22 protein-coding genes are annotated in these 21,649 nt (G+C 62.4%); 7 read left to right on the top strand and 15 right to left on the bottom strand.

Going from position 1 to position 21,649, the window contains the following annotated elements; genetic code table 11:
• Positions 1–153 precede the first annotated feature (153 nt).
• The 12 genes from ACP7EG_RS04315 to ACP7EG_RS04260 all read right to left on the bottom strand — a co-directional run bounded on the left by ACP7EG_RS04315 (position 154) and on the right by ACP7EG_RS04260 (position 11,976).
• Positions 154–1,533: a multicopper oxidase family protein gene (locus ACP7EG_RS04315; protein WP_426086557.1), complete on the bottom strand. Its 1,380-nt coding sequence runs from the start codon at positions 1,531–1,533 to the stop codon at positions 154–156.
• Between the two features lie 2 nt (positions 1,534–1,535).
• Entirely contained in the window at positions 1,536–2,903 is a 1,368-nt protein-coding gene (locus ACP7EG_RS04310; protein WP_426086556.1) for a TolC family protein, read from the bottom strand.
• A 1-nt stretch (position 2,904) separates the two neighbouring features.
• Positions 2,905–3,279, bottom strand: coding sequence for a hypothetical protein (locus ACP7EG_RS04305; protein ID WP_426086555.1), 375 nt, complete (start codon positions 3,277–3,279; stop codon positions 2,905–2,907).
• 113 nt (positions 3,280–3,392) lie between these two features.
• Positions 3,393–3,812: a hypothetical protein gene (locus ACP7EG_RS04300; protein WP_426086554.1), complete on the bottom strand. Its 420-nt coding sequence runs from the start codon at positions 3,810–3,812 to the stop codon at positions 3,393–3,395.
• Between the two features lie 41 nt (positions 3,813–3,853).
• A complete protein-coding gene (locus ACP7EG_RS04295; protein WP_426086553.1) occupies positions 3,854–4,417 on the bottom strand; it encodes a hypothetical protein in 564 nt (187 codons plus the stop codon).
• Positions 4,372–4,515 carry a DUF2474 domain-containing protein gene (locus ACP7EG_RS04290; RefSeq protein ID WP_298413413.1) on the bottom strand — a complete coding sequence of 48 codons (144 nt, stop codon included), beginning with the start codon at positions 4,513–4,515 and terminating at the stop codon, positions 4,372–4,374. Before ACP7EG_RS04290 ends, ACP7EG_RS04295 begins: the two co-directional genes overlap by 46 nt.
• Entirely contained in the window at positions 4,515–5,522 is a 1,008-nt protein-coding gene (gene cydB / locus ACP7EG_RS04285) for a cytochrome d ubiquinol oxidase subunit II (RefSeq protein WP_426086552.1), read from the bottom strand. The genes ACP7EG_RS04290 and cydB overlap by 1 nt, the downstream gene beginning before the upstream one ends.
• Positions 5,512–6,927: a cytochrome ubiquinol oxidase subunit I gene (locus ACP7EG_RS04280; RefSeq protein WP_426086551.1), complete on the bottom strand. Its 1,416-nt coding sequence runs from the start codon at positions 6,925–6,927 to the stop codon at positions 5,512–5,514. The genes cydB and ACP7EG_RS04280 overlap by 11 nt, the downstream gene beginning before the upstream one ends.
• Positions 6,928–7,081: 154 nt before the next feature.
• Positions 7,082–8,674, bottom strand: a complete 1,593-nt coding sequence (locus tag ACP7EG_RS04275; RefSeq protein ID WP_426086550.1) for a diguanylate cyclase — start codon at positions 8,672–8,674, stop codon at positions 7,082–7,084.
• A 127-nt stretch (positions 8,675–8,801) separates the two neighbouring features.
• Entirely contained in the window at positions 8,802–9,359 is a 558-nt protein-coding gene (locus ACP7EG_RS04270) for an NADPH-dependent FMN reductase (protein ID WP_426086549.1), read from the bottom strand.
• Between the two features lie 204 nt (positions 9,360–9,563).
• Complete coding sequence (gene alr, locus ACP7EG_RS04265) at positions 9,564–10,673, bottom strand: alanine racemase (RefSeq protein ID WP_426086548.1); 1,110 nt, start codon at positions 10,671–10,673, stop codon at positions 9,564–9,566.
• Positions 10,674–10,686: 13 nt separating this feature from the next.
• Entirely contained in the window at positions 10,687–11,976 is a 1,290-nt protein-coding gene (locus ACP7EG_RS04260) for a D-amino acid dehydrogenase (RefSeq protein ID WP_426086547.1), read from the bottom strand.
• Positions 11,977–12,081: 105 nt separating this feature from the next.
• Here ACP7EG_RS04260 and ACP7EG_RS04255 point away from each other — a divergent pair, with 105 nt between their 5' ends.
• The 3 genes from ACP7EG_RS04255 (at position 12,082) to ACP7EG_RS04245 (ending at position 14,015) form a co-directional block, all read left to right on the top strand.
• Positions 12,082–12,582, top strand: a complete 501-nt coding sequence (locus tag ACP7EG_RS04255) for an Lrp/AsnC ligand binding domain-containing protein (protein ID WP_034754979.1) — start codon at positions 12,082–12,084, stop codon at positions 12,580–12,582.
• A gap of 147 nt (positions 12,583–12,729) precedes the next feature.
• Complete coding sequence (locus ACP7EG_RS04250; protein ID WP_426086545.1) at positions 12,730–13,077, top strand: hypothetical protein; 348 nt, start codon at positions 12,730–12,732, stop codon at positions 13,075–13,077.
• 77 nt (positions 13,078–13,154) lie between these two features.
• The gene (locus tag ACP7EG_RS04245; RefSeq protein ID WP_426086544.1) at positions 13,155–14,015 is read left to right on the top strand and encodes a tetratricopeptide repeat protein; all 861 of its coding nucleotides are present in this window, start codon (positions 13,155–13,157) and stop codon (positions 14,013–14,015) included.
• On the opposite strand, the gene ACP7EG_RS04240 is transcribed toward ACP7EG_RS04245, so the two are convergent.
• Positions 13,998–14,960 carry a GlxA family transcriptional regulator gene (locus ACP7EG_RS04240; RefSeq protein WP_426087132.1) on the bottom strand — a complete coding sequence of 321 codons (963 nt, stop codon included), beginning with the start codon at positions 14,958–14,960 and terminating at the stop codon, positions 13,998–14,000. The genes ACP7EG_RS04245 and ACP7EG_RS04240 overlap by 18 nt on opposite strands.
• 141 nt (positions 14,961–15,101) lie before the next feature.
• Here ACP7EG_RS04240 and ACP7EG_RS04235 point away from each other — a divergent pair, with 141 nt between their 5' ends.
• From ACP7EG_RS04235 to ACP7EG_RS04220, 4 genes are all read left to right on the top strand, one after another.
• The gene (locus ACP7EG_RS04235; protein WP_426086543.1) at positions 15,102–15,749 is read left to right on the top strand and encodes a cysteine hydrolase family protein; all 648 of its coding nucleotides are present in this window, start codon (positions 15,102–15,104) and stop codon (positions 15,747–15,749) included.
• Positions 15,750–15,770: 21 nt separating this feature from the next.
• Entirely contained in the window at positions 15,771–16,019 is a 249-nt protein-coding gene (locus tag ACP7EG_RS04230; RefSeq protein ID WP_426086542.1) for a hypothetical protein, read from the top strand.
• A gap of 9 nt (positions 16,020–16,028) precedes the next feature.
• Positions 16,029–17,642: a restriction endonuclease gene (locus ACP7EG_RS04225; RefSeq protein ID WP_426086541.1), complete on the top strand. Its 1,614-nt coding sequence runs from the start codon at positions 16,029–16,031 to the stop codon at positions 17,640–17,642.
• A gap of 120 nt (positions 17,643–17,762) precedes the next feature.
• The gene (locus ACP7EG_RS04220; RefSeq protein ID WP_426086540.1) at positions 17,763–18,299 is read left to right on the top strand and encodes a YdcF family protein; all 537 of its coding nucleotides are present in this window, start codon (positions 17,763–17,765) and stop codon (positions 18,297–18,299) included.
• Positions 18,300–18,328: 29 nt separating this feature from the next.
• Here the strand turns inward: ACP7EG_RS04220 and glpK are convergent, their stop codons facing one another.
• Together glpK and ACP7EG_RS04210 are read right to left on the bottom strand one after the other, a co-directional pair.
• Positions 18,329–19,822 carry a glycerol kinase GlpK gene (gene glpK, locus ACP7EG_RS04215; RefSeq protein ID WP_426086539.1) on the bottom strand — a complete coding sequence of 498 codons (1,494 nt, stop codon included), beginning with the start codon at positions 19,820–19,822 and terminating at the stop codon, positions 18,329–18,331.
• 80 nt (positions 19,823–19,902) lie between these two features.
• Complete coding sequence (locus ACP7EG_RS04210) at positions 19,903–21,630, bottom strand: ABC transporter substrate-binding protein (protein WP_219889056.1); 1,728 nt, start codon at positions 21,628–21,630, stop codon at positions 19,903–19,905.
• Between the last annotated feature and the right edge of the window lie 19 nt (positions 21,631–21,649).

The raw sequence follows: 21,649 nt of genomic DNA, 5'->3' as shown, positions 1-21,649 counted from the left end.
GCGGAATGTCTTGAATATAAAGAAAATAGCGGAGTAGAAATACGCGCATTGTCACTAAACAACAATAGCTTGATCTATAACAACAAGCACCAGGACTTGCCGTGCTAGGCAAGCCCTTAATATTAATTTAAAAATAATAATATTATTAAGACATTAATGATCGTGCCTGAGCGGCTTGCGCACCGTCATCTCGACACCGCCCTTCGCCGCCGCCTTGCCTGCACCCTGGCTGCGCACCGGTTCCGGCAAGGCGCCCGTCCATTCATACGCCACGCTGCCGGCCGGGTGCTTGTACCAGCCCGGATCGCGGTAATCGCCCGGCTTCTGCTCCTTGCGCACCTTCACCGTGGTAAACATGCCGCCCATGCCGATGGCGCCGAACGGGCCGTCGCCGGCCATCATCGGCAAGGTGTTGTCGGGAATCGGCATCTGCATCTCGCCCATGTCGGCCATGCCCCGTTCGCCCATCACCATGTAGCCGGGCACGAGCTGGTTGATCTTCGCCGCCACGCCCTGGTGGTCGACACCGATCATGGTGGGCACGTCATGCCCCATGGCATTCATTGTGTGGTGCGACTTGTGGCAGTGGAAAGCCCAGTCGCCCAGGTCGGTGGCCGTAAATTCCACGGCGCGCATCTGCCCCACGGCCACGTCCGTCGTCACTTCGGGCCAGCGCGATTCGGGCCGGGTCCAGCCGCCATCCGTGCCCGTCACCTCGAATTCATGGCCATGCATGTGGATCGGGTGGTTGGTCATGGTCAGATTGCCCACGCGCACGCGCACCTTGTCGCCCTGGCGCACCACCATGGGGTCGATGCCGGGGAAGACGCGGCTATTAAACGTGAACAGATTAAAATCCGTCATGGTCATGATCTTCGGCGTGTAGCTGCCCGGATCGATATCGTAGTTGCTGAGCAAGAAGACGAAATCGCGGTCCACCTTCATGAAATTCGGGTCTTTCGGGTGCGTCACCCAGAACCCCATCATGCCCATGGCCATCTGCGTCATTTCATCGGCATGCGGGTGGTACATGAAGGTGCCGGGCCGCCTGGCAACAAACTCGTACACGAAAGTCTTGCCGGGAGGAATGCCCGGCTGGGTCAGGCCCGTGACGCCATCCATGCCGTTGGGCAAGCGCTGGCCATGCCAGTGCACGCTCGTGTGTTCCGGCAATTTATTCGTGACAAAGATGCGCACGCGGTCGCCCTCCACCACTTCGATGGTGGGGCCCGGTGACTGGCCGTTGTAGCCCCACAGGTTGGCTTGCATGCCGGGCGCCAGTTCGCGCACGACGGGTTCGGCCACCAGATGAAATTCCTTGACGTTGTTGTTCATGCGCCAGGGCAAGGACCAGCCATTCAGGGTGACGACGGGGTTGAATGGCCGCCCGTTCGGCGGCGGTGGCGGCGCTTTTGTTTCCGCACCGGCCGCGCTGACGGCTTCCGGCAACGAGGCAGCACCGACTCGGCTGACGGCCGCGGCGCTGAGGGCGACGGCGCCCGCATTCATGAAAAAGTTTCTACGTGTAATCATCATTATTCCTTTGCCGCAGTTGCCACGGGGCCGCTGCCATTGATGGCCGATTGCAATTCAGTTTGGGCGATCCAGAAATCGCGCTGGGTTTCGATGGCGCTGTTCACGCTGGCGACTTGCTCGCGCGCGTCGGCCAGCAACTCGAACACGCTGGCCAGCATGCCGTTGTAGCGCAGCAATACTTCATGCGAAATCGTCTTGCGTAGCGGCACGACTTCATCGCGGTAGTGGCGCGCCAGGTCGTACGCCGTGCGGTAGCTGGAATACGCCTCGCGCACTTCCGAGCGGGCCTGCACGGCCGTGCCCGCCGTGCGCTGCAGCGCTTGCTCGTACAGGGCTTGCGCCTTCGCATTGCGCGCCGAACCCCAGTCGAACAGGGGCAATTCCAGCGATACTTCATAGCCGTTTTCGCGCGGCGCCTTGCTGCTGCTCTTGTTGGTATAGCCCACGTCGAGCACATTGACGAAACCCGTCACCTTGGACAGGCCCAGCGCGTCGGCCGAGGCATGCGCGTCGAGTTTCGCTCTTTGCACGTCGAGGCGCTGTTCCATCGCCTGCGCCTCGATATTGCCCGCCTCAGCCGCCTGGGCCGGCAAGTCGGGCAGGCGCGACGGTAAAGTAAAGCTGGCCTGCTTGCCCCACAGGCCCAGCAAGCGCGTCAGGTGCTCGCGCGTCACCAATGCCTGATGGCGCGCGCGAGCCAGGTCGCCGACGGCGTCCGCGTAAAACACTTGCTGGCGCGCCTGGTCGAGGCGGCTCCAGTTGCCCGCCTGCCGCAAGCGCGTGGCCAGTTCGGCGCCCGCTTCGGCCGACAGCAGCGCGCGCTGCATGAACGCTTCCGTCTGCACGGCAGCCACCGCATTGAAGTAGGCACGGCGCGTGTCGGCAGCCAGTTGCACGGCGCTGCTGGCCGCCTGCAGCTTGGCTTGCTCGAAACGGCCCCGCTCGATGTTGATGCGCATCGGCATGGTCAGCAGTCCCGCCAGGTCGAAGCTGACGCCGCGGTCGATTTCATTGCCATGGCTGCCGTGCGAGCGGCCGAACGACAGACCGGGATTGCGCAAGCGCCCCGCCTGCACCAGGTCTGCCTCGGACGCGCCCAGCTGGGCCAGCGCCACTTTCATGCCGTGGTTGTTCATCAGGGCAATGCGCACGGCGCTGTCGGCGTCCAGGGGCTGGGCCAGCAGGGAGGCCAGCTTTTCCTCGCCACCCTGGTCGGCCAGCGCCGCAGGGGCACCCGTGCGGACGTCGGCCAGCGTGGACACCGTCCGCATGCCGCCATCCTCGCTGAAACTGGCGCAACCACTGAGCAGCAGGACGGCTGCCAGCGCCAGCGGCGTGAGGCAAGTTGATTGTGTGAAGCGGGCCATGTCAATGTCCTTCATGCTGGTGTGGCTGATGTTGCGGGGCCGGCTGGGCGGCCGGCTTCGCCTCCGGCTTGGGCATGGGCATGGCATGCTTCATCGGCATGGCGTGGCCCTTCATTTGATGGCCGTCCATCTGGTGGCCTTCCATCTTCATCATGCCCATGTGGCCGCCGGCCTTGCCGACTTTGTCGTTGACGGCGCGCCAGGTCTGATCGGGCGTGGCGTCTTCCTCGGCGGCGGGACGGTAGCCGGCGAAGGCGGAGTGGTAAGTGGTGGCCGGCACGGATGCTTGCGCCTCTTGCGGGGCGGGCTTGGGCTGGGACTGCGCTGCGGCGGCCAGCGGCAGTACAGCCAGCACGAAGCTGAACAGGTGTTTCATGGTATTCCTTGATTGACAGGGTATGGCGCGGCAGGTGCGCGACTGGAACGCTGGCGCGGCCGCTGCAACGTGCAGGGACGTGCGACGGCGGCACCGCCAGGTTCAACGGGCGGTCAGGCGGAGTGCGTGCTTCTCGGGGGACGTTCGGGACCAGGCGGGATATGCCCGGCGAACAGGGAATCGGGCGCCAGCACCGGTGGCGGCGCGCGCAGGGTCAAGGCGTGCAAGGCGGGCATGCCGGGCGGCGCCGTAGCGCCCACCGTGCAGGCGCCATGGTTGCTGCAATCGTGGCCATGCTGCATGGCGCCGCCATCATCCATGGCCATTGTCATCGGCTGGTGCGCGATCCGCATGTCGGCCGCATCGTTCATATCATGGCACTGGGGCGCCGACGCTGCCACAATGGTGACCGCTGCCGTCAGCTCGTCCACGCAGCAGCTGCGCATGGCCGACGCAAAGCCCTGCATGGGCAAGGTGACGGCCAGCAGCCAGAGCAGCGAGCGGGCGAGTGAGCGGAAAAAGGCACGGTTCATGGCACAACTATAAACCTTCCCACGCGAGGAAGGTCAAGTCCCTATTTGCGCACGTAGCCGTGGGTCAGCCAGATGACGTACTCGCCGTAATATCCCTGCCCTTCGAACAGGGCCTGGCCATCGGAAAAAGTCACTTTCTGCACTTCATTGATGGTGAAATACGCGCGGCCATCAGCCGCCTCCATGTCGCCCCAGTGGCGCGCGCGCGGTGGCCGGTAGCCGCTGGCGCGCCCGATGGCGGCCAACAGGTCGCCGATCATGAAGTCGAGCAACATGTCGGCCAGCAGCGGCCGGTGGCCCGCCAGCATGGCCGTGATGTCCGGGTAGCCCGCTTCCTTGAGTTCGGGCAAGTCGCTTTCCTCGTACTGCAGGTCGTCTGCGCGGCAAGTCTGGATAAAACTGTTGAACGGCTCGTCGAGCAGGCCCGCCAGCGCCGCTTCCGGCACGCTCAGGCGAAACGGCTGCAGCGGCAGCGCGCTGCGCTGGCCGTAGTTGAGTTCGCGGCAGCCGAGGAAGGCCAGCGGGTGCAACTGGCCACCGACCTCGCAGCGGATGCCTGTCAGCTGCCCATCCCCGCCGCCCGCATCAGCAGGCGCATCGCCCACGCGGCCAGGCCCAGGGTGGCCACGCTGGCCAGCCAGATGCCGGCCAGCCACGCCAGTCGTTTGCACCATGATTGTTGTCCCTGTTCAAATTGTTTCATCAGTGATAGCCATCGTCCGGGTGGACTTTGCCACGAAACACATAATATGACCACACCGTATACATCAGGATAACGGGGATGATGAACAGCGCCCCCACCAGGGTAAAACCCTGGCTTTGCGGCGGTGACGACGCCTCCCATATCGATACCGACGGCGGGATGATGTTGGGCCACACGCTGATGCCCAGGCCCGTGTAGCCGAGGAAGACCAGCGCCAGGGTCAGCAGGAAAGGCGCCGTCTGCCGCCCCCGCCGCACGGAGCGCAGCAGCAGCCAGCCCGCGCCCAGTACCAGCAGCGGCACGGGCAAAAACCAGAACAGTTGCGGCAGCGCAAACCAGCGCGCGGCGATGGCCGGATCGACAAAAGGCGTCCAGAGACTGATGACGGCGATCACGCCCAGCAGCAGCCAGACGAGCGTGCGCGTGATGCGCCCCGCGCGCGCCTGCAAACCGCCGTTCGTCTTCATGATCAGCCAGGTGCTGCCCAGCAAGGCATACGCCACCACCAGTCCCAGGCCCGTGAACAGCGAGAACGGCGTGAGCCAGTCCAGCGCGCCGCCCGCATAGCTGCGCTTGACTACCGGCATGCCCTGGATGTAGGCGCCCAGGGTCACGCCCTGGAAAAAGGCGGCCGCCACCGAGCCGCCGATAAACGCCTTGTCCCACACATGGCGCTCATGCTCGCGCGCCTTGAAGCGGAATTCGAAGGCCACGCCGCGGAAGATCAGGCCCATCAGCATGAAGCTGAGCGGCAGGTAGCAGGCGCTCAGCACCACGGAATAGGCGAGCGGAAAGGCCGCCAGCATGCCCGCGCCGCCCAGCACCAGCCAGGTTTCATTGCCGTCCCAGACGGGCGCGACCGTATTCATCATCACGTCGCGCTCGCTCTTCTCCTGGAAAAACGGATACAGGATGCCGATACCCAGGTCGAAGCCATCCATCACCACATACATCATGATGCTGAACAAGATAATGATGGCCCACAGTAGTGGCAGATCAATGCCCATGCGAATTTCCTCCTTGTGCTGCAGATAGTGGCCGCGCGGGTGTGCGCTCCTGGCCCGGTCCGCCGTGCTCGACGCGCTCGCCCTCATGCGGCTGCGGCCCCACGCGGATCAAACGCAGCAGGTAGCCGATGCCCGTGCCGAAGACGGCAAAATAAATGACAATGAACAGCACCAGGGTGATGCCCAGCTGCGTGGCGCCGTGCGCCGAGACGGCGTCTTGCGTGCGCAGCAAGCCGTACACGGTCCACGGCTGGCGGCCGATCTCGGTCGTGTACCAGCCGGCCAGCATGGCCACCAGGCCGCTGGGCCCCATCCACAGGGCGCAGCGCAGGAACAGGCGCGAGCGCCACAGGGTGCCGCGCCAGCGCAGCCACGCACTCCAGAGTCCCAGCGCGATCATCAGCATGCCCAGCCCCGCCATCAGGCGAAACGACCAGAATACGACGGCGGAAGGCGGCCGGTCGCGCGGAGCGAATTCTTTCAAGGCGGGAATCGTGCCATTCCAGTCATGCGCCAGGATCAGGCCGCCCAGGCGGGGGATTTCCACCTTGTACAGGGTTTCCTCGCGTTCCATGTCGGGCCAGCCGAACAGGATCAGCGGCGTGCCCTCGCCTCCTTTGTTTTCCCAGTGGCCTTCCATGGCGGCGATCTTCGCCGGCTGGTGCTCCAGCGTGTTCAAGCCATGCAGGTCGCCGATCACGGCCTGGATGGGCGCGACGATCAGCAGCATCGACAAACCCATCGTCATCATCTTGCGGATGGCCGCATTGTCATTGCCCCGCAGTAAATGCCAGGCGGCCGACGCCACCACCAGCAAGGCCGTGGCGAGGAAGGCGGCCACGCTCATGTGCAGCAGCCGGTAGGGGAACGAAGGATTGAAGATGACGGCCAGCCAGTCCACGGGCACGACCCGGCCGTCGATGATTTCATGGCCCTGCGGCGTCTGCATCCAGCTGTTCGAGGCAATGATCCAGGTGGCCGAGATCAAGGTGCCCAGCGCCACCATGGCCGTGGCGAACATGTGCAGGCCCGGCCCCACGCGGTGCCAGCCGAACAGCATCACGCCGAGAAAACCCGCTTCCAGGAAGAAGGCGGTCAGCACTTCGTAGGCCAGCAGCGGGCCCGTGATGCTGCCCGCATAATCGGAAAAGAAACTCCAGTTGGTGCCGAACTGGTAAGCCATGACGAGGCCGGAAACGACGCCCATGCCGAAATTGACGGCGAAAATCTTCGACCAGAAGTGGTACAGGTCGCGGTACACGCCATCCTGCGTGCGCAACCACGCCGCCTCCAGTACCGTCAGGTAACTGGCCAGGCCGATGGTGATGGCAGGAAAAATGATGTGAAACGAGATGGTGAAGCCGAACTGGACGCGCGCCAGTTCCAATGCAGTGAGCCCTAACATGTGTTGCCTTCCCGACGTGTGACGTCTGTTTTACCCAGGCCTCCACTCTAGGCTTTTCGAGTAAAACATAACAGACTCAGAAATCGGAGAAAACATAGGATCAGTTTGACGTTTGCCGAATGACAAGGTCAATCTGATCCGGCACAAAAACGCCTCAGGCGGGCTCGGCGAGGCCCACGCGGTTGCGTCCATTTTCCTTGGCCACATACAGGGCCGCGTCGGCCGCCAGCAGCACGGCGTCCGCACCGAGCACCTTGCCCGCCCCCTGTTCCGACGAGACGACGCCCAGCGAGACCGTGACGGGACCGGCGCCGGGGATCTCGGCGGCGGCCACGCGGGCGCGCAGGCGCTCGGCCACCTGCAGCGCCACGTCGAGGTCGGCCTCGGGCAGCAGCATGATGAATTCATCGCCGCCATTGCGGCACAGCACGTCGGCATCGCGCGAGCAGGCGCGCATCAGCTGCGCCAGGTGCAGGATGACTTCATCGCCCACCGCATGGCCCCAGCGGTCGTTGACTTGCTTGAAATGGTCGATGTCGATGGCGATGACGGAAAACGGCCGCGCCTGCGCCTGCCAGGCATCCAGCGCCGCCGCCATGCCGCGCCGGTTGGCCAGGCCCGTCAGCGGGTCCGTCTGCACGTCGAATTTCAGCTTGCCGATCTTTTTCTGCAGCAAGGACATTCCCACCAGCAAGGCGCGCTTGATCTGCGCCGCTTCCAGATACCAGGCGCGGATGCCGCCGATGCGCTCGGCCATGCCAGCCGCATCCATGCGGCTGGCGCCTTCGGCCAGCTGCATCAGGGGCCGTGAAATGAGGCGCGCCAGCCACCAGATGAACGGCAGGCTGAGCAAGGCAATGGGCAAGGAATACCACAGGGTGTTGAGCATCAGCTGGTTCAGCGGGGCCAAAGTGGCGGCCGTGGGCCGCTGGGCCACAATGCCCCAGCCCGTTGACGGCAGCACGGCATAGCCGGCCAGCATGTCCGTGCCCCGGCTGTTGACGGTGCTTCCGCTGCCGCTTTCCTGGCGCAGGATGGCGTCGATCACGGTATTCTTGCCGGCCACTTCGCCGACCCGCGAGGGATCGGGATGGTACAGCAGGCGCCGGCTCTGGTCGACCACATATAAATACGAACCATCGCGGTAGTAATGCTGTCCCAGCAAGGTGAACAGGATGTTTTTCTGCTTCAGGTAAATCGAACCGCCCACATAGCCCAGATAGCGTCCGCCGTGATCGAACACGGGATGGGAAATGAAGACCACCAGGTTGCCCACCGACGACATATACGGCCGGGTGATCAGCGGGCGGCGTTCGCGCAGCGCCAGGCGCGCCCCTTCCGAGGCCAGCTGGCTGTTCTGCAGGCCCAGCGTCTCGGGCGACACGCCCAGCACCTTGCCCTGCGCATCGACGATCAGGACGGAATTGAAGCTGTTAGTCTGCCCGCGCAAGCGTTCGGCTTCCGTCTTGAGGGCGGCCGGGTCGGCAAAATGCCGGGGCAGCTGGCCGGCGCTGTAGGCCAGTTGCTGGCGCGCCGCCAGCAGGAAGTTCTCCGTGCTGCTGGCCAGCTTCAGCGCATACGCGTAGTTCGCCTCCAGGGTCGTATCGATCAGCAACTGGCGCTGCACCTGATACGTGGCATAAAAGCTGTTAGCCAGGGAGATGACGGCGCTGGCAAACGCCACCAGCACGATCAGACGGCGCAGATTGATGCGCAACAGAGGTTGCGCCACAGGTTGAAGCGGCATGGAAGAGACGGGGCAGTGTAGGATTGCGCCTGAAAAAAAAGCCCATTATACATGTCCATACAGCAACAAAGTGCCATGGACAATGGTTTATTGCCCCATTTGTCCCCGCCCGACAAGCCTAGACCATTCAGGCATGCACGGCGTGCTTGCGTACCCAGTCCGCATAGCGCTGCATCCAGCCCTGGAAGAAGCCCAGGCTGGCCGGACCGATGCCGCCATGCTCGTCGAACAGGCCTTCCTTGGACTGGATAAACATTTCTGGTTGGCCCAGCAGCGGCACGTCCAGGTAAGCGAGCACATTGCGCAAATGCTGCTGCGCCAGGGCCGTGCCCGTGGCGCCCACGGAGACGCCCAGCACGGCGCCCGGCTTGCCGCCCCACACGCTCTGGCCATACGGGCGCGAGCCATGGTCGAGGGCGTTTTTCAGCACGCCGGGGATGGAACGGTTGTATTCGGGGGTGAGGAAGAGCAAGGCTTGCGATGTGGAAATGTCGGATTTGAGGCGCAGCACCTGTTCGGCTTGCGCGCCATCGTCATCCTGGTTGTACAGCGGCAAGTCACCGATCTCGATATGTTTGAAGGAAAACTCGGGCGGCGCCAGCTTGATGATGGCGTCGGCGAGCTTGCGGTTGAAGGAATCCTTGCGCAGGCTGCCGACGATGATTGCGACTTGATATTGGCTCATGAAAATCCCCGATGATGGTTAAGAAAAAGCCCTGAGGTGCGATGCACGTCAGGGCTATCTTGCCACACAATCATCGCTTTCGCGCTGCTTAGCGTGCGAAACCAGCGCACCTGAAAAAATGCTCAGGGCTAGGCGCCTTGCCGAAGACAGTACGAATGTACGGCAAGGCAAGGCAACAACGCCATGGGCGTTTTGGCAGGTGCGCTAACGTGCCAACCCCTGGTACTCGCGGTAGTAGCGTCCGCCCAGGTTCGTCAAGACCTCATAGCCGATGGTATTGGCCATGGCCGCCACGGCATCGACCGGGTGTTCGGCGCAGATCAGGTCGACCAGGCTGCCCGGCACGACGCGTTCCTGCGCGATGGCGCTGACGTCGAGCGTGATCGAGTCCATCGAGATGGCGCCGATCTGCGGCACTTTCACGCCATCGACGATGGCCAGGCCCTGATTGCTCATGCTGCGCAGCCAGCCATCGGCGTAGCCGACGGAAATCGTCGCCACCTGGCGCGGCTCGCTGGCCGTGTAGCGGCGGCTGTAGCCCACGTGGTCGCCAGCGGCGATGGTGCGCGTCTGCATGACCTTGCCTTGCAGCCGAACCACGGAGCGCAGGGGATTCGGTTCGCCGCCCTGCGGCGCGATGCCATACAGGGCCGCACCGGGGCGCACCAGGTCGAAGTGATAGTCGGGCGACAGGAAAATACCCGAGGAATTGGCCAGGCTGGCGCGGTACTGCGGCAAACGGGCGCGGATGGCGATGAAACGGGCCAGCTGCTCGCCATTCATGGGGTTGCTGCGCTCGTCGGCGCACGCCAGGTGGCTCATGATGTAGCGCACCTTGATGCCGTCAAGAAAGTGTGCATCCAGCAGCCAGGCGTCGATTTCCTGCGGCGACAAGCCCATGCGCGACATGCCCGTGTCCACCTGCACGATGGCGTCCAGGGTTTTCCCCAATGCCTTGGCGTGTGCGCGCCAGCCCGCCACCTGCGGCTCGCTGTTGAGCACTGGCGTCAGGCCATGGGCCGTGAATTCACCTTCCGTATCGACGGGCGGGCCGTGCAGCACGAAGATGGCCGCGTCGGGCGCCACGTGCGGGCGCAGGCTGATGCCCTCTTCCAGATGCGCCACAAAAAAGTGCCGGCAACCCTCTTCATACAGGGCCGCGCCCACTTGCGCGGCGCCCAGGCCATATGCGTCGGATTTGACGACGGCCGAGCAGGCGGCCGGGTGCGCCTTGTCGCGCAGCAAGCGGTAGTTGGCGCGCACGGCGTCCAAGTCTACCGTCAGGATGGCGCCGCTACGTTCCTTTGCAGGCATGCTGGCCGCCATCTCAGGCCACCGCGTGTTGCAGTTTGCCGCCGCGCTGCGCGCCGCTGTAGCGGCTGACGGACAGGTCATCGGCCAGAATTGCCGGCTGTTTCGACGACATCAGGTCGGCCAGCAATTGCGCCGAGCCGCAGGACATGGTCCAGCCCAGAGTGCCGTGGCCCGTGTTCAGGAACAGGTTGCGCAGCGGCGTGCGGCCGACGATCGGCGTGCCGTCCGGTGTCATCGGGCGCAAACCCGTCCAGAACGTGGCTTCCGCCGTGTTGCCGCCGCCGGGGAACAGGTCGTTGACGACCATTTCCAGGGTTTCGCGGCGGCGCGGGTTCAGGTCCAGGTTGTAGCCGGCGATTTCCGCCATGCCGCCCACGCGGATGCGGTCGTCGAAACGCGTCACGGCAATCTTGTAGGTTTCATCGAGAATGGTCGACACGGGCGCCTTGGCCGCGTTGACGATCGGCACGGTGATCGAATAGCCCTTCAATGGATACACGGGAATGTCCAGCAGCGGCTTCATGAAACCCGTCGAGTAGGAACCGAGGGCCACCACGTAGGAGTCGGCCTTGACGATTTCCGCGCCGCATTGCACGCCGGCGATCTCGTCGCCCTGCGTCAGCAGCGCGTCGATGGACACGCCATAGCGGAACTTCACGCCCAGCGCCACGGCCATTTCCGACAGGCGCGTGGTAAACAGCTGGCAATCGCCTGTTTCATCGTTAGGCAGGCGCAAGCCGCCGAACAGTTTATCCTTGACCGCTTCGAGGGCCGGCTCGGCGCGCGACAACTCGTTGCGCTGCAGCACTTCATACGGCACGCCCGCGTCTTTCAACACTTCGATATCCTTGGCGGCGTCGTTGTACTGCTTTTCAGTGCGGAACAATTGCATCGTGCCTTGCTGGCGGCCTTCATACGTGATGCCCGCTTCGGCGCGCAGCACCTTGAAGCAATCGCGGCTGTATTCAGCCAGGCGCACCATGCGTTCCTTGTTCACCGCATACGCTTCCGGTGTGCAATTACGCAACATCTGCCACATCCATTTGAGCTGGGCGGCGCTGCCGTCGAGCGAGATGGCCAGGGGCGCGTGGCGCTGCATCATCCACTTCACGGCTTTCAGGGGAATGCCGGGCGCGGCCCATGGCGAAGCGTAGCCGGGCGAGATTTGCCCCGCATTCGCGAAGCTGGTTTCCAGTGCCGGGCCCGGCTGGCGGTCGATGACGGTCACCTCATGTCCTGCCTTGGCCAGATAGTAAGCACTGGTGACGCCGATGACGCCGCTACCCAGAATCACGATACGCATAGTTTCCTCATTATATTTTTTAGGCTATTGCCAGATTAACCGCTATCATATTGGGAAAGAGCCAGTATTTGTTCACGTATAAATCGAGATATTCAGCAATAAATCATGAGAATCCTTAAAGAATCGGCACGTGGTCTCGACAAGCTGGACCGCCACATCCTGCGCATCCTGCAGCAGGATGGCCGCATCTCGATGAAAGACCTGGGCGAGCAGGTGGGCCTGTCGATCACGCCCTGCATCGAGCGGGTCAAGCGCATGGAGCGCGACGGCGTCATCACGGGCTACCACGCCAAGGTGAACCCGGCCGCGCTGGGCGCCAAGCTGCTCGTCTTCGTAGAGATTACTCTCAATCAAAAGTCGGCGTCCGCCTTCGAGCAATTCCGCCGCGAAGTGTTGCAGATTCCCGAAGTGCAGGAATGCCATCTGGTGTCGGGCGACTTCGATTACCTGATCAAGGCGCGCATCCATGAAATGGCCGAGTACCGCAAACTGCTGGGCGACATGCTGCTGCAACTGCCGGGCGCCGCGCAATCGAAAAGCTATGTGGTGATGGAAGAAATCAAGGAAACCCTGGCACTCTCGACCGACGTGCTGCAGAGCCGCTAAAGGTAGCACCAGCCGGCACCAAAGGCATCATTTTGTGCGCCTTTGTATAATCTTGTAGCACATTCGGCGCGACCCAAGCACACTCCCTCCTGACATCACGCCCGTCCCCTCTGAGATTGGAAGCAGTGATGCACACTGGGAGTCCGTATGAACACATTGATAAAACTGGCAGCTTCCTGCCTCGCGGGCCTGGCCGTGGCCATGTGCACCGCCAGTGAATACAAGGTCAACCGCGCGCCGGACAATGGCGCCATCTATCAGAACATCAAGGTCGGCAAGACCACCCGCCTCGACCTCGACGCGGCCCTGGGCAGCGCCACCGTCGTCAGCTTCGATCCCGGCTATGAAGTCTGGGTCTACAAGAACCAGTTGCAAACCCCCAAGGTGACGCGGCTGCTCCCCCTGCTGGGCGAAAAAGGCACGCGCGAAGTGGCCGTGATGTTCGACCAGGCGGGTGTCGTCAGGAAATTCCGGATACACGAGCCGCGCAAGTAGGTCGCGCAAGCACGCCACAGGGACGCGCCCGCCGCGTCCTCTTGTTCTACACTGGCGTTTTATACTCCGGTGCCCCCATGCAACTACCCGCAGCCCTCGCCCACATCTCGACAGACCAGGACTGGCGACACACGACAGCGTATCCACCGCTCGGCTTCACTCCCTTCTTTGAAGGTGCGCTGGGCAATGGCGACACCTTCGGCCTGTACTGGCCCATCGGGCGCGAAGCGTCCGAACCGATCGTCGTCGAGACCTGGCACGACGAGTGGCGCCTCCAGCCGCACTTTTCCAGCCTGGCGGCGTTTCTGCAAGCCCATGCAGCCGCGCAGGACGAGTATGTCGGCACGCCGTCGCTGGCCGATGATCCCGCCTCGCCGCGCGCCGCCTATCTGGAAGCCAAGGAATTGATTGCGCAGCGCAACCCGGAGGCGGCCATCGCGCTGCTGGAAGCGGCGCTGGCCCTCGTGCCCGAATATACGGACGCCCTGGTGCTGCTGCATGGCCAGTATGTGCGCGCGGGAAGAATCGGGGAAGCCGTCAAGGTGGCCATCCAGGCCATCATCTCGCCACCGTCGTTTGGCGGCCCGCCATTCAAGGCCTTGCAATGGCTGCGCATGCAGCCGGTGCCGGACGGGGAACTCGACCCCATCTGGCGCGCCTGCGGGCAGTTGTCGTTCAACTTTGGCGGCAGCAAGGAAAATGCCGATTACCCCGTGCTGCTGGCCGCCATCGCCACCTATGTGGAGCAAGGCAAGCATGTTTGCGCCTCGACCCTGATGCAGACGTATGCCGAACTGATGAGCGCGGAAACCGTGTCCTTCCAGGAACGCTACGCCTTCGAGCCAGCCGCCTTCATTGCACGGCAAATCGCCGTCAGTGCGAAACTGCCCCAGGGCAGCCGGGACCCGGCGACGCTATGGTCAAGCGACCTGGCCTAGCTGCTGCCGGAACAGCTTGCGGTACGCCGAAGGCGACGTCTGCAAGTTCGCGCGGAAATGCTGGCGCAGCGACAACGCCGTGCCGAAGCCGGCCTCTTGCGCCACGACATCGATCGAGGCCGCGCTTTTTTCCAGCATGCCTTGCGCATGTGCAAGACGCTGGCTCAGCAGCCATTGCTTGAAGGACGTACCCGTGGCCTGGCGGAAATGGCGCGTGAAGTTGCGCCGGCTCATGGCGGCCCGTGCGGCCAGCGCGTCGATGCTGTGCGCCTGGCCCAGGTTGGCCGTCACGCCAGCGAGCACCTCGGCAAAGCGCCCTTCGCTGCCGGACACGGGCAGCGGGCGCTCGATGAACTGCGCCTGCCCACCCTGGCGGTGCGGCGCCACCAGCAGCCGGCGCGCCACGCGGTTCGCCACCTCGGCGCCGGCCAGCTGGCGCAACAGATACAAACAGCAATCGAGGCCGGCCGCCACGCCGGCCGACGTCAGCACAGCGCCATCGTCCACGTACAGCACTTCGCGGTCCACCCTGACCCTGGGATAGCGGGCCGCCAGCTGCTCCGCCATGCCCCAGTGCGTGGCCGCGCGCTTGCCATCCAACAAGCCCGCCTGCGCCAGCGGAAACGCGCCCAGGCACAGGCCCACCATGCGCGCCCCGCGCCCGCTGGCCGCCTGCAGCGCCGCGACCAGCGACGGTGCAGCATCGCGGCAATCGTCGTGCCAGGCCGGCATGATGACGATATCGGCGCCCTCCAGCCCCTCCAGTCCGCACTCGGGCGTGATGCAAAAGCCGGCCGCCGTGCGCAAGGGTGCGGGATCGGCGGCACAGACGCGCACGTGAAAAGGCGGTAGATCGGCCTCGTCCGTCTGGGCGCCAAACACGAGGCAAGGCACGGACAAGTGAAATGGCGTCATGCCGTCGAAGGCGATCACGGCCACGCTCAAGGGGGCGGAAGAAGCAGGAATAGTAGGCATGGCCCGATTTTATCGTATAAAGTCCTTCAGGCCACTTTTTGTTTGCGCCGCGCGGGCCGAGAATGGCTGTGTCGAGGAAGCCCTTCCTCTTTCACCCATTCAGGAGAATCCATGTCCACCGAAATTTCCACCGCTCCACGCCGCGCCCTGCTCGTCATCGATGTGCAAAATGAATACTTCACGGGCGACATGCCCATCGAGTACCCATCCGTCGAGATTTCCCTGCCGAATATCGTCACCGCCATGGCCGCCGCCCGCGCCGCCGGCGTGCCCGTGATCGTCGTGCAGCACGATGCGCCGGAAGCTTCCCCCATCTTCGCCAGGGGCAGCGACGGCTGGCAGCTGCATCCGCAAGTGGCCGCCTTTGCCGCCGACCACCGCATCAACAAGAGCATGGGCAGCGCCTTTGCGGGCACGGACTTGCGCGCCTGGCTGGAGAACCACAACATCGACACCCTGACAGTGACCGGCTACATGACGCACAACTGCGATGCCGCCACCATCTACCACGCCGCGCACGACGGCTTGCAAGTCGAGTTCCTGCAGGACGCTACCGGCACCCTGCCCTACGCGAATGCGGGCGGCACGGCCAGCGCCGAGGAAATCCACCGCGTCTTCAGTACCGTGTTCCACTCGAATTTCGCCGCCGTCGCCAGCACGCAGGACTGGCTGGCTGCCGTGCGCGAAGGCAAGCCGCTGGAAAAGGATAATATTTATCTGTCGAACCAGCGCGCGCGACAAGCGGCCGGCGCCGCCTGAGTTGGCCCATTAAAAGCGCCGATGCCCGTCATCGGCGTCGCAGCAGCCGCCGAACTGGATCATGCCATCGACCGTGATCACGACGGCAGGACGGCTCAGTCTACTGAGCTGGAACGGGCGACGGATGGCATCGTGGCCGACGACGAGGGCCATCTGATCCCACCAGCCATTATTACTGCAGCCGTGGATCGGCAGAGCCGGCTGGAATATCAATTTATTGTCCGGATAAAAACTTTCTTGCGGTATTCTATTATGATCACAATCAACTAGGAATATGACATGGGCCGACGCTCTGGATTGGAAGGTTTCATCCGTGCCACGAGCAGAGCTATCGCAGCTGCCGAGAGGGAGCAAGCAAGACAAGTACGAGGCGCAGCCACGATACGGCGGGTTCATGAACGCAACGAACGCATGGCTGCTGCGCAATCGATGCGCGATACGAAGGCGGCAGAAAAACAGGCAAAGATCGACTATCTGGATTTAAGGCAGCAGGAGGTCGCCGACATGAATGAAGAGATTGAGGATTGCCTCGCTGGTTTGCGCGGAGTGCTGGTCCACACCCTTGATGTTGACGATACGATTAGTTTCGACAGTCTTCGGCCAACAGAAAAATTTGCCCCGTTTGAAATATCCCCCCGTTTATTCAGCACCTCCGCTCCGGACGAAGTTCTGCATCACCCGCCTCCTTCATGGTCAGCACTCATGCCCCATATCGCAAAGCGTCATGAACTTAACGTAAAAAAATCAGAAGAAAACTACCACAGGCAGTTAATCGCTTTCAGCATCCAGGAAATCGCCAAGAACTTTTTCAAGGATCAGGAACGCCGTGAATACGATGTGCGAAAAATGGCCTTCTATGCTGGCCAGGCCGAACGAAATAGTGCAATTGATCAGTTCAAGACAGAGTATTTCTCACACGACCGCGATGCCGTGGTCACCTATTGCGACATGGTGCTATCCAGATCAGAATACCCACTGAACGACTTTCCCCAGGAATTTCGCGTCGCCTACGACGGTTTGACTGGCACACTGGCTGTCGAATATGAGTTGCCCTTGATTTCCATCGTGCCCACGACATGCGAATTTCGCTACGTCAAAAGCAAGGACAGCATCGAATCAAAGATCCGCAAGCCATCGGAAATTCAGGACATTTACCGGCAGCTGATCGCTGAAATCGCCCTGCGCAGCTTGCATGAACTGTTTGAGGCGGATCAGGCATCGGCAATCAAAGTACTCGCCTTTACGGGAATTATTGATACCCATGACCCCGCGACGGGCCATGACATCCGAGTACCCGTCATTTCGGTGCGTGCGGCGCGTGACACGTTTCTTGCCATCAATTTGCAGCGGGCGGATCCCGTCGCATGCCTGCGTACTTTGGGCGCCCATGTTTCATCTCGTCCCGAGGAACTGCTGGCGGTCAAGCCGATCATCGAATTCAGTATGGTCGACAAGCGTTTCATTGTCCAGGGGGATGCCTTGAGCGAGTTGGATAACCGCTCCAACCTGCTTGAACTAAGCCCAACCCAATTTGAAGTCCTGGTCGCCAATTTGTTCAGCAAAATGGGACTCGATACCAAACTCACCCGCAGTTCCCGCGACGGCGGAGTTGATGCGGTGGCATTCGATATCCGCCCCGTGTTGGGTGGCAAGGTGGTCATTCAAGCCAAGCGATATAAGGATGCGGTTGGCGTGAGCGCCGTTCGCGATTTGTATGGAACCATGTTGAACGAAGGCGCGAGCAAAGGCATATTGGTCACGACCAGTCGTTATGGTCCCGACGCCTATGCCTTTTCATCCAATAAACCGATCGAACTGATAGACGGCTCAGCCTTGCTGTATCTGTTGCGCGAGCACGCCGATGTGAATGCCAGGATTGTCCCGCTGAGCTAAGTTGCAACTTTACTGGGCTGTTCACCGCGCCTGCAGAACAGACACTTGCAGGAGTGGGTGAGTATGATGCGTCCACTACAAGTTTCACCACCAACAATGCGAAAAATCATACTCCTGAGCTTGAGCGCTCTTGTTGTTTTCCTGCTGGCCACCGCCGCCTTGGTGCTGGCGGGCCTGCACGACAAACTGGCGCCCGCCGACGTGATCGTCGTGCCCGGCAACACCATCCTGCCCGACGGCACGCCCAGCCCCCGCCTGCAGGCACGGCTCGATGCTGCGCTGACGCAATTCCAGGCTGGACTGGCGCCGCGCATCCTCGTCAGCGGAGCGACGGGCAAGGAAGGTTTTGACGAGGCCGCATCGATGGCCCGCTATCTGCTCAAGCACGGCGTGCCGGCCAGCGCCATCATCGAAGATAGTCAAGGCTGGACCACGGACGCCACGGCCCGCAACGCGGCGTTTCTCATGCGCCAGCACGGCTGGAAGACAGCCATGGTCGCCACGCAATATTTTCATGTCCCCCGCTTCCGTCTGGCTTTGGAGCGGGCCGGCATCGCCGTCAGCGGCCAGGTGCACGCACCCTATTTCGAGCTGCGTGACCTGTATTCCGTACCGCGCGAAACGGTGGGGTACGCTGTGTATTTCGCGCGGCCCTGATCCCGCTGATTCCCCGGCTTTTTCCCAACTTACTCGCTCCAGTCGCGCGACCGCTCCACGGCGCGCCGCCACTTGTGCAGCCGCGTCAGGCGTTCGTCGGCCGCCATGGCCGGCTCAAAACGGCGCCCCACTTGCCACTGGGCGGCGATTTCTTCCTGCGATGCCCAGAAACCCACGGCCAGGCCCGCCAGGTAGGCGGCGCCCAGGGCCGTCGTTTCCGTCACCACGGGACGCACCACGGGCACATTCAAGATGTCGGCCTGGAACTGCATCAGCATGTCGTTGCGCGCCGCGCCGCCATCGACGCGCAATTCACTCAAGGCGATGCCCGCATCGTCCTGCATGGCGGACAGCACATCGACGTTCTGGTAAGCCACGCCTTCCAATGCGGCGCGCGCGATGTGCGCCTTGCCCGTGCCGCGCGTGATGCCGATCAGGGTGCCGCGCGCATACGGGTCCCAGTAGGGCGCGCCGAGGCCGGCGAACGCAGGCACGAAGACCAGGCCGCCCGAATCAGGCACGCTGGTGGCCAGCGCTTCCACTTCGGACGAGTCGCGGATGATGCCCAGCCCATCGCGCATCCATTGCACGGCTGCACCGGCGATAAAGGCGCTGCCTTCGAGCAAGTAATCGGTCTTGTCGCTACCCGCTCCCAGGCTCCAGCCCACCGTCGTCAACAACCGGTTTTTCGATGGCAAGGGGCGCTTGCCCACGTTCATCAGCATGAAGCAGCCCGTGCCGTAGGTATTTTTCGCCATGCCCGGCTTCAGACACACCTGGCCGAACGTCGCGGCCTGCTGGTCGCCCGCGATGCCGGCGATCGGCACGGAGATACCCAGCAAGTCCACGCGCGTGTGCGCCGCCACGCCGCTCGATGGCACGACGTCGGGCAGCAGGGAGGCGGGAATGTCGAGCAGCGCCAGCAGATCCGTGTCCCACTGCAAAGTATGAATGTTGAACAGCATGGTGCGCGCCGCGTTGCTCGTATCCGTCAAGTGGGCGCCGCTCATCTTGTAGATCAGCCAGCTGTCGATGGTGCCGAAGGCCAGTTCTCCCCGCTCGGCGCGCGCGCGGGCGCCGGGAACGTTGTCGAGCAGCCATTTCAATTTAGTCGCGGAAAAATAGGCATCCAGCACGAGTCCCGTCTTTTGCTGGATGAGGTCCGCCTTGCCCTGCCCGACCAGTTGCGCGCAATAGGCCGCATTTCTGCGGTCTTGCCAGACGATGGCGTTGGCGACGGGTTCGCCCGTGGCGCGGTCCCACAGCACCGTCGTTTCACGCTGGTTGGTCACGCCGATGGCGGCCACGTCGGATGCGGCCACGCCGCTGTCGCGCAGCACCTGCTGCAGCACGCCCTCTTGCGAGGCCCAGATTTCGTTCGCGTCATGCTCGACCCAGCCCGGCTGGGGGAAAATCTGGCGAAATTCGCGCTGTGCGCTGGCGTGCGGCCGGCCCGCATGGTCAAACAGGATGGCACGCGAGCTGGTGGTGCCCTGATCTAAAGCAAGTATGTATTTGGTCATGGTCGCTACTACGTCTATACAGTGAAGAGGCACGGGCAAGCGCCCGTGCCCCGGGACAACGGCGGCAGAAGTTTACACGACTACCTTACCTTGCCTTCTTTCCAAGCCTGCAATAATTTATCGTAGGCAATCGTTTCACCCTTCGGCTTTTCATTCGCCAGCTTTTTCCAGGGAGCGTGCTGGTCCGACAGATACTGGTTCGGATCGCCTTTCGGGTTCAGCTTGGGCGCGCACGCCTTCATGCCCGCCCGCTGCAGGCGCGCCATGACCTGGTCCATTTCCTCGGCCAGGTTATCCATGGCCGCTTGCGGCGTTTTTTCCGCCGTAATCGCCGTGGCCACGTTCTTCCACCACAGCTGCGCCAGCTTCGGATAGTCGGGCACGTTGTTGCCCGTCGGCGTCCACGCCACTCTGGCGGGACTGCGGTAGAACTCGATCAAGCCGCCGTATTCGTTCGCATGTTTCGTAAAATAATCGTGGCGGATATCGGAATCGCGAATAAAAGTCAGGCCGACGATGGATTTCTTCAGCGACACGGTTTTCGAGGTGACGAATTGCGCATACAGCCAGGCGGCGGCCTTGCGGTCGTCCGGCGTGGACTTGAACAGGAACCAGGAACCGACGTCCTGGTAGCCGTTCTGCATGCCCTCTTTCCAGTACGGGCCGTGCGGCGACGGCGCCATGCGCCATTTCGGCGTGCCGTCCTTGTTGACCACTGGCAAGCCCGGTTTCGTCATGCCAGCCGTAAACGCCGTGTACCAAAAGATTTGCTGGGCGATTTCACCCTGCGCCGGCACGGGACCCGCTTCCGAGAAATTCATGCCGTTCGCCTGCGGCGGCGCGTATTTCTTCATCCAGTCGATGTATTTCGTCAGCGCATACACGGCCGCCGGCGAATTGGTGGCGCCACCGCGTGAAACGGACGCGCCCACGGGCGTGCACTTGTCGGCCGCCACCTTGATGCCCCACTCGTCGACGGGCAAGCCGTTCGGGATGCCCTTGTCGGCCGCGCCAGCCATGGACAGCCAGGCATCGGTAAAGCGCCAGCCCAAGGAGGGATCTTTCTTGCCGTAATCCATGTGGCCATACACTTTCTTGCCGTCCAGTTCCTTCACGTCATTGGTAAAAAAGTCGGCAATGTCTTCATACGCGGACCAGTTCTGCGGCACGCCCAGCTCGTAGCCATACTTGGCCTTGAACTTGGCTTGCAAATCCTTGCGCGCGAACCAGTCGGCGCGGAACCAGTACAGGTTGGCAAATTGCTGGTCGGGCAGCTGGTACACCTTGCCATCGGGCGCCGTGGTAAAGCTGATGCCGATGAAATCTTTCAAGTCCAGGCCGGGATTGGTGAATTCCTTGCCCTTGGCGGCCATGTAGTCGGACAGTGGTTCGACGGCGCCATAGCGGTAATGCGTGCCGATCAGGTCGGAATCGGAAATCCAGCCGTCATAGATGCTCTTGCCGGACTGCATCGACGTTTGCAGCTTTTCCACCACGTCGCCTTCCTGGATGATGTCGTGGCGCACCTTGATGCCCGTGATTTCCTCGAAAGCCTTGGCCAGGGTCTTCGATTCGTAGACGTGGGTGTCGATGGTTTCCGAGACCACGGAAATTTCCTTGATGCCCTTGGCTTTCAGCTTGGCCGCCGCATCGATGAACCATTTCATTTCAGCAAGCTGTTGCTGCTTGCTCAGGCTGGATGGCTGGAATTCCTTGTCGATCCAGGTTTGCGCCTGTTTGGCGTCAGCCAGGGCCGCATTCGACACGAGCATGGCCACCGCCGCGAAGACCGTGAACTTCAATTTCATCGTGAATCTCCTTTTATTG

Origin of the sequence: Janthinobacterium sp. PSPC1-1, assembly GCF_049897625.1 — a bacterium.
Classification (GTDB): domain Bacteria; phylum Pseudomonadota; class Gammaproteobacteria; order Burkholderiales; family Burkholderiaceae_D; genus Janthinobacterium; species Janthinobacterium tructae.
This window is presented reverse-complemented; position numbering and strand designations above follow the sequence as displayed.

What these genes read in the sequence shown, in the direction of transcription:
- ACP7EG_RS04270 (WP_426086549.1), bottom strand. Translation starts at nt 9,359, where the DNA reads ATGAGCCAATATCAAGTCGCAATCATCGTCGGCAGCCTGCGCAAGGAT.
- ACP7EG_RS04230 (WP_426086542.1), top strand. Translation starts at nt 15,771, where the DNA reads ATGCCCGTCATCGGCGTCGCAGCAGCCGCCGAACTGGATCATGCCATC.
- ACP7EG_RS04300 (WP_426086554.1), bottom strand. Translation starts at nt 3,812, where the DNA reads ATGAACCGTGCCTTTTTCCGCTCACTCGCCCGCTCGCTGCTCTGGCTG.
- ACP7EG_RS04310 (WP_426086556.1), bottom strand. Translation starts at nt 2,903, where the DNA reads ATGGCCCGCTTCACACAATCAACTTGCCTCACGCCGCTGGCGCTGGCA.
- ACP7EG_RS04315 (WP_426086557.1), bottom strand. Translation starts at nt 1,533, where the DNA reads ATGATTACACGTAGAAACTTTTTCATGAATGCGGGCGCCGTCGCCCTC.
- ACP7EG_RS04290 (WP_298413413.1), bottom strand. Translation starts at nt 4,515, where the DNA reads ATGAAACAATTTGAACAGGGACAACAATCATGGTGCAAACGACTGGCG.
- ACP7EG_RS04235 (WP_426086543.1), top strand. Translation starts at nt 15,102, where the DNA reads ATGTCCACCGAAATTTCCACCGCTCCACGCCGCGCCCTGCTCGTCATC.
- ACP7EG_RS04250 (WP_426086545.1), top strand. Translation starts at nt 12,730, where the DNA reads ATGAACACATTGATAAAACTGGCAGCTTCCTGCCTCGCGGGCCTGGCC.
- alr (WP_426086548.1), bottom strand. Translation starts at nt 10,673, where the DNA reads ATGCCTGCAAAGGAACGTAGCGGCGCCATCCTGACGGTAGACTTGGAC.
- glpK (WP_426086539.1), bottom strand. Translation starts at nt 19,822, where the DNA reads ATGACCAAATACATACTTGCTTTAGATCAGGGCACCACCAGCTCGCGT.
- ACP7EG_RS04255 (WP_034754979.1), top strand. Translation starts at nt 12,082, where the DNA reads ATGAGAATCCTTAAAGAATCGGCACGTGGTCTCGACAAGCTGGACCGC.
- ACP7EG_RS04260 (WP_426086547.1), bottom strand. Translation starts at nt 11,976, where the DNA reads ATGCGTATCGTGATTCTGGGTAGCGGCGTCATCGGCGTCACCAGTGCT.
- ACP7EG_RS04275 (WP_426086550.1), bottom strand. Translation starts at nt 8,674, where the DNA reads ATGCCGCTTCAACCTGTGGCGCAACCTCTGTTGCGCATCAATCTGCGC.
- ACP7EG_RS04225 (WP_426086541.1), top strand. Translation starts at nt 16,029, where the DNA reads ATGGGCCGACGCTCTGGATTGGAAGGTTTCATCCGTGCCACGAGCAGA.
- ACP7EG_RS04280 (WP_426086551.1), bottom strand. Translation starts at nt 6,927, where the DNA reads ATGTTAGGGCTCACTGCATTGGAACTGGCGCGCGTCCAGTTCGGCTTC.
- ACP7EG_RS04245 (WP_426086544.1), top strand. Translation starts at nt 13,155, where the DNA reads ATGCAACTACCCGCAGCCCTCGCCCACATCTCGACAGACCAGGACTGG.
- cydB (WP_426086552.1), bottom strand. Translation starts at nt 5,522, where the DNA reads ATGGGCATTGATCTGCCACTACTGTGGGCCATCATTATCTTGTTCAGC.
- ACP7EG_RS04210 (WP_219889056.1), bottom strand. Translation starts at nt 21,630, where the DNA reads ATGAAATTGAAGTTCACGGTCTTCGCGGCGGTGGCCATGCTCGTGTCG.
- ACP7EG_RS04305 (WP_426086555.1), bottom strand. Translation starts at nt 3,279, where the DNA reads ATGAAACACCTGTTCAGCTTCGTGCTGGCTGTACTGCCGCTGGCCGCC.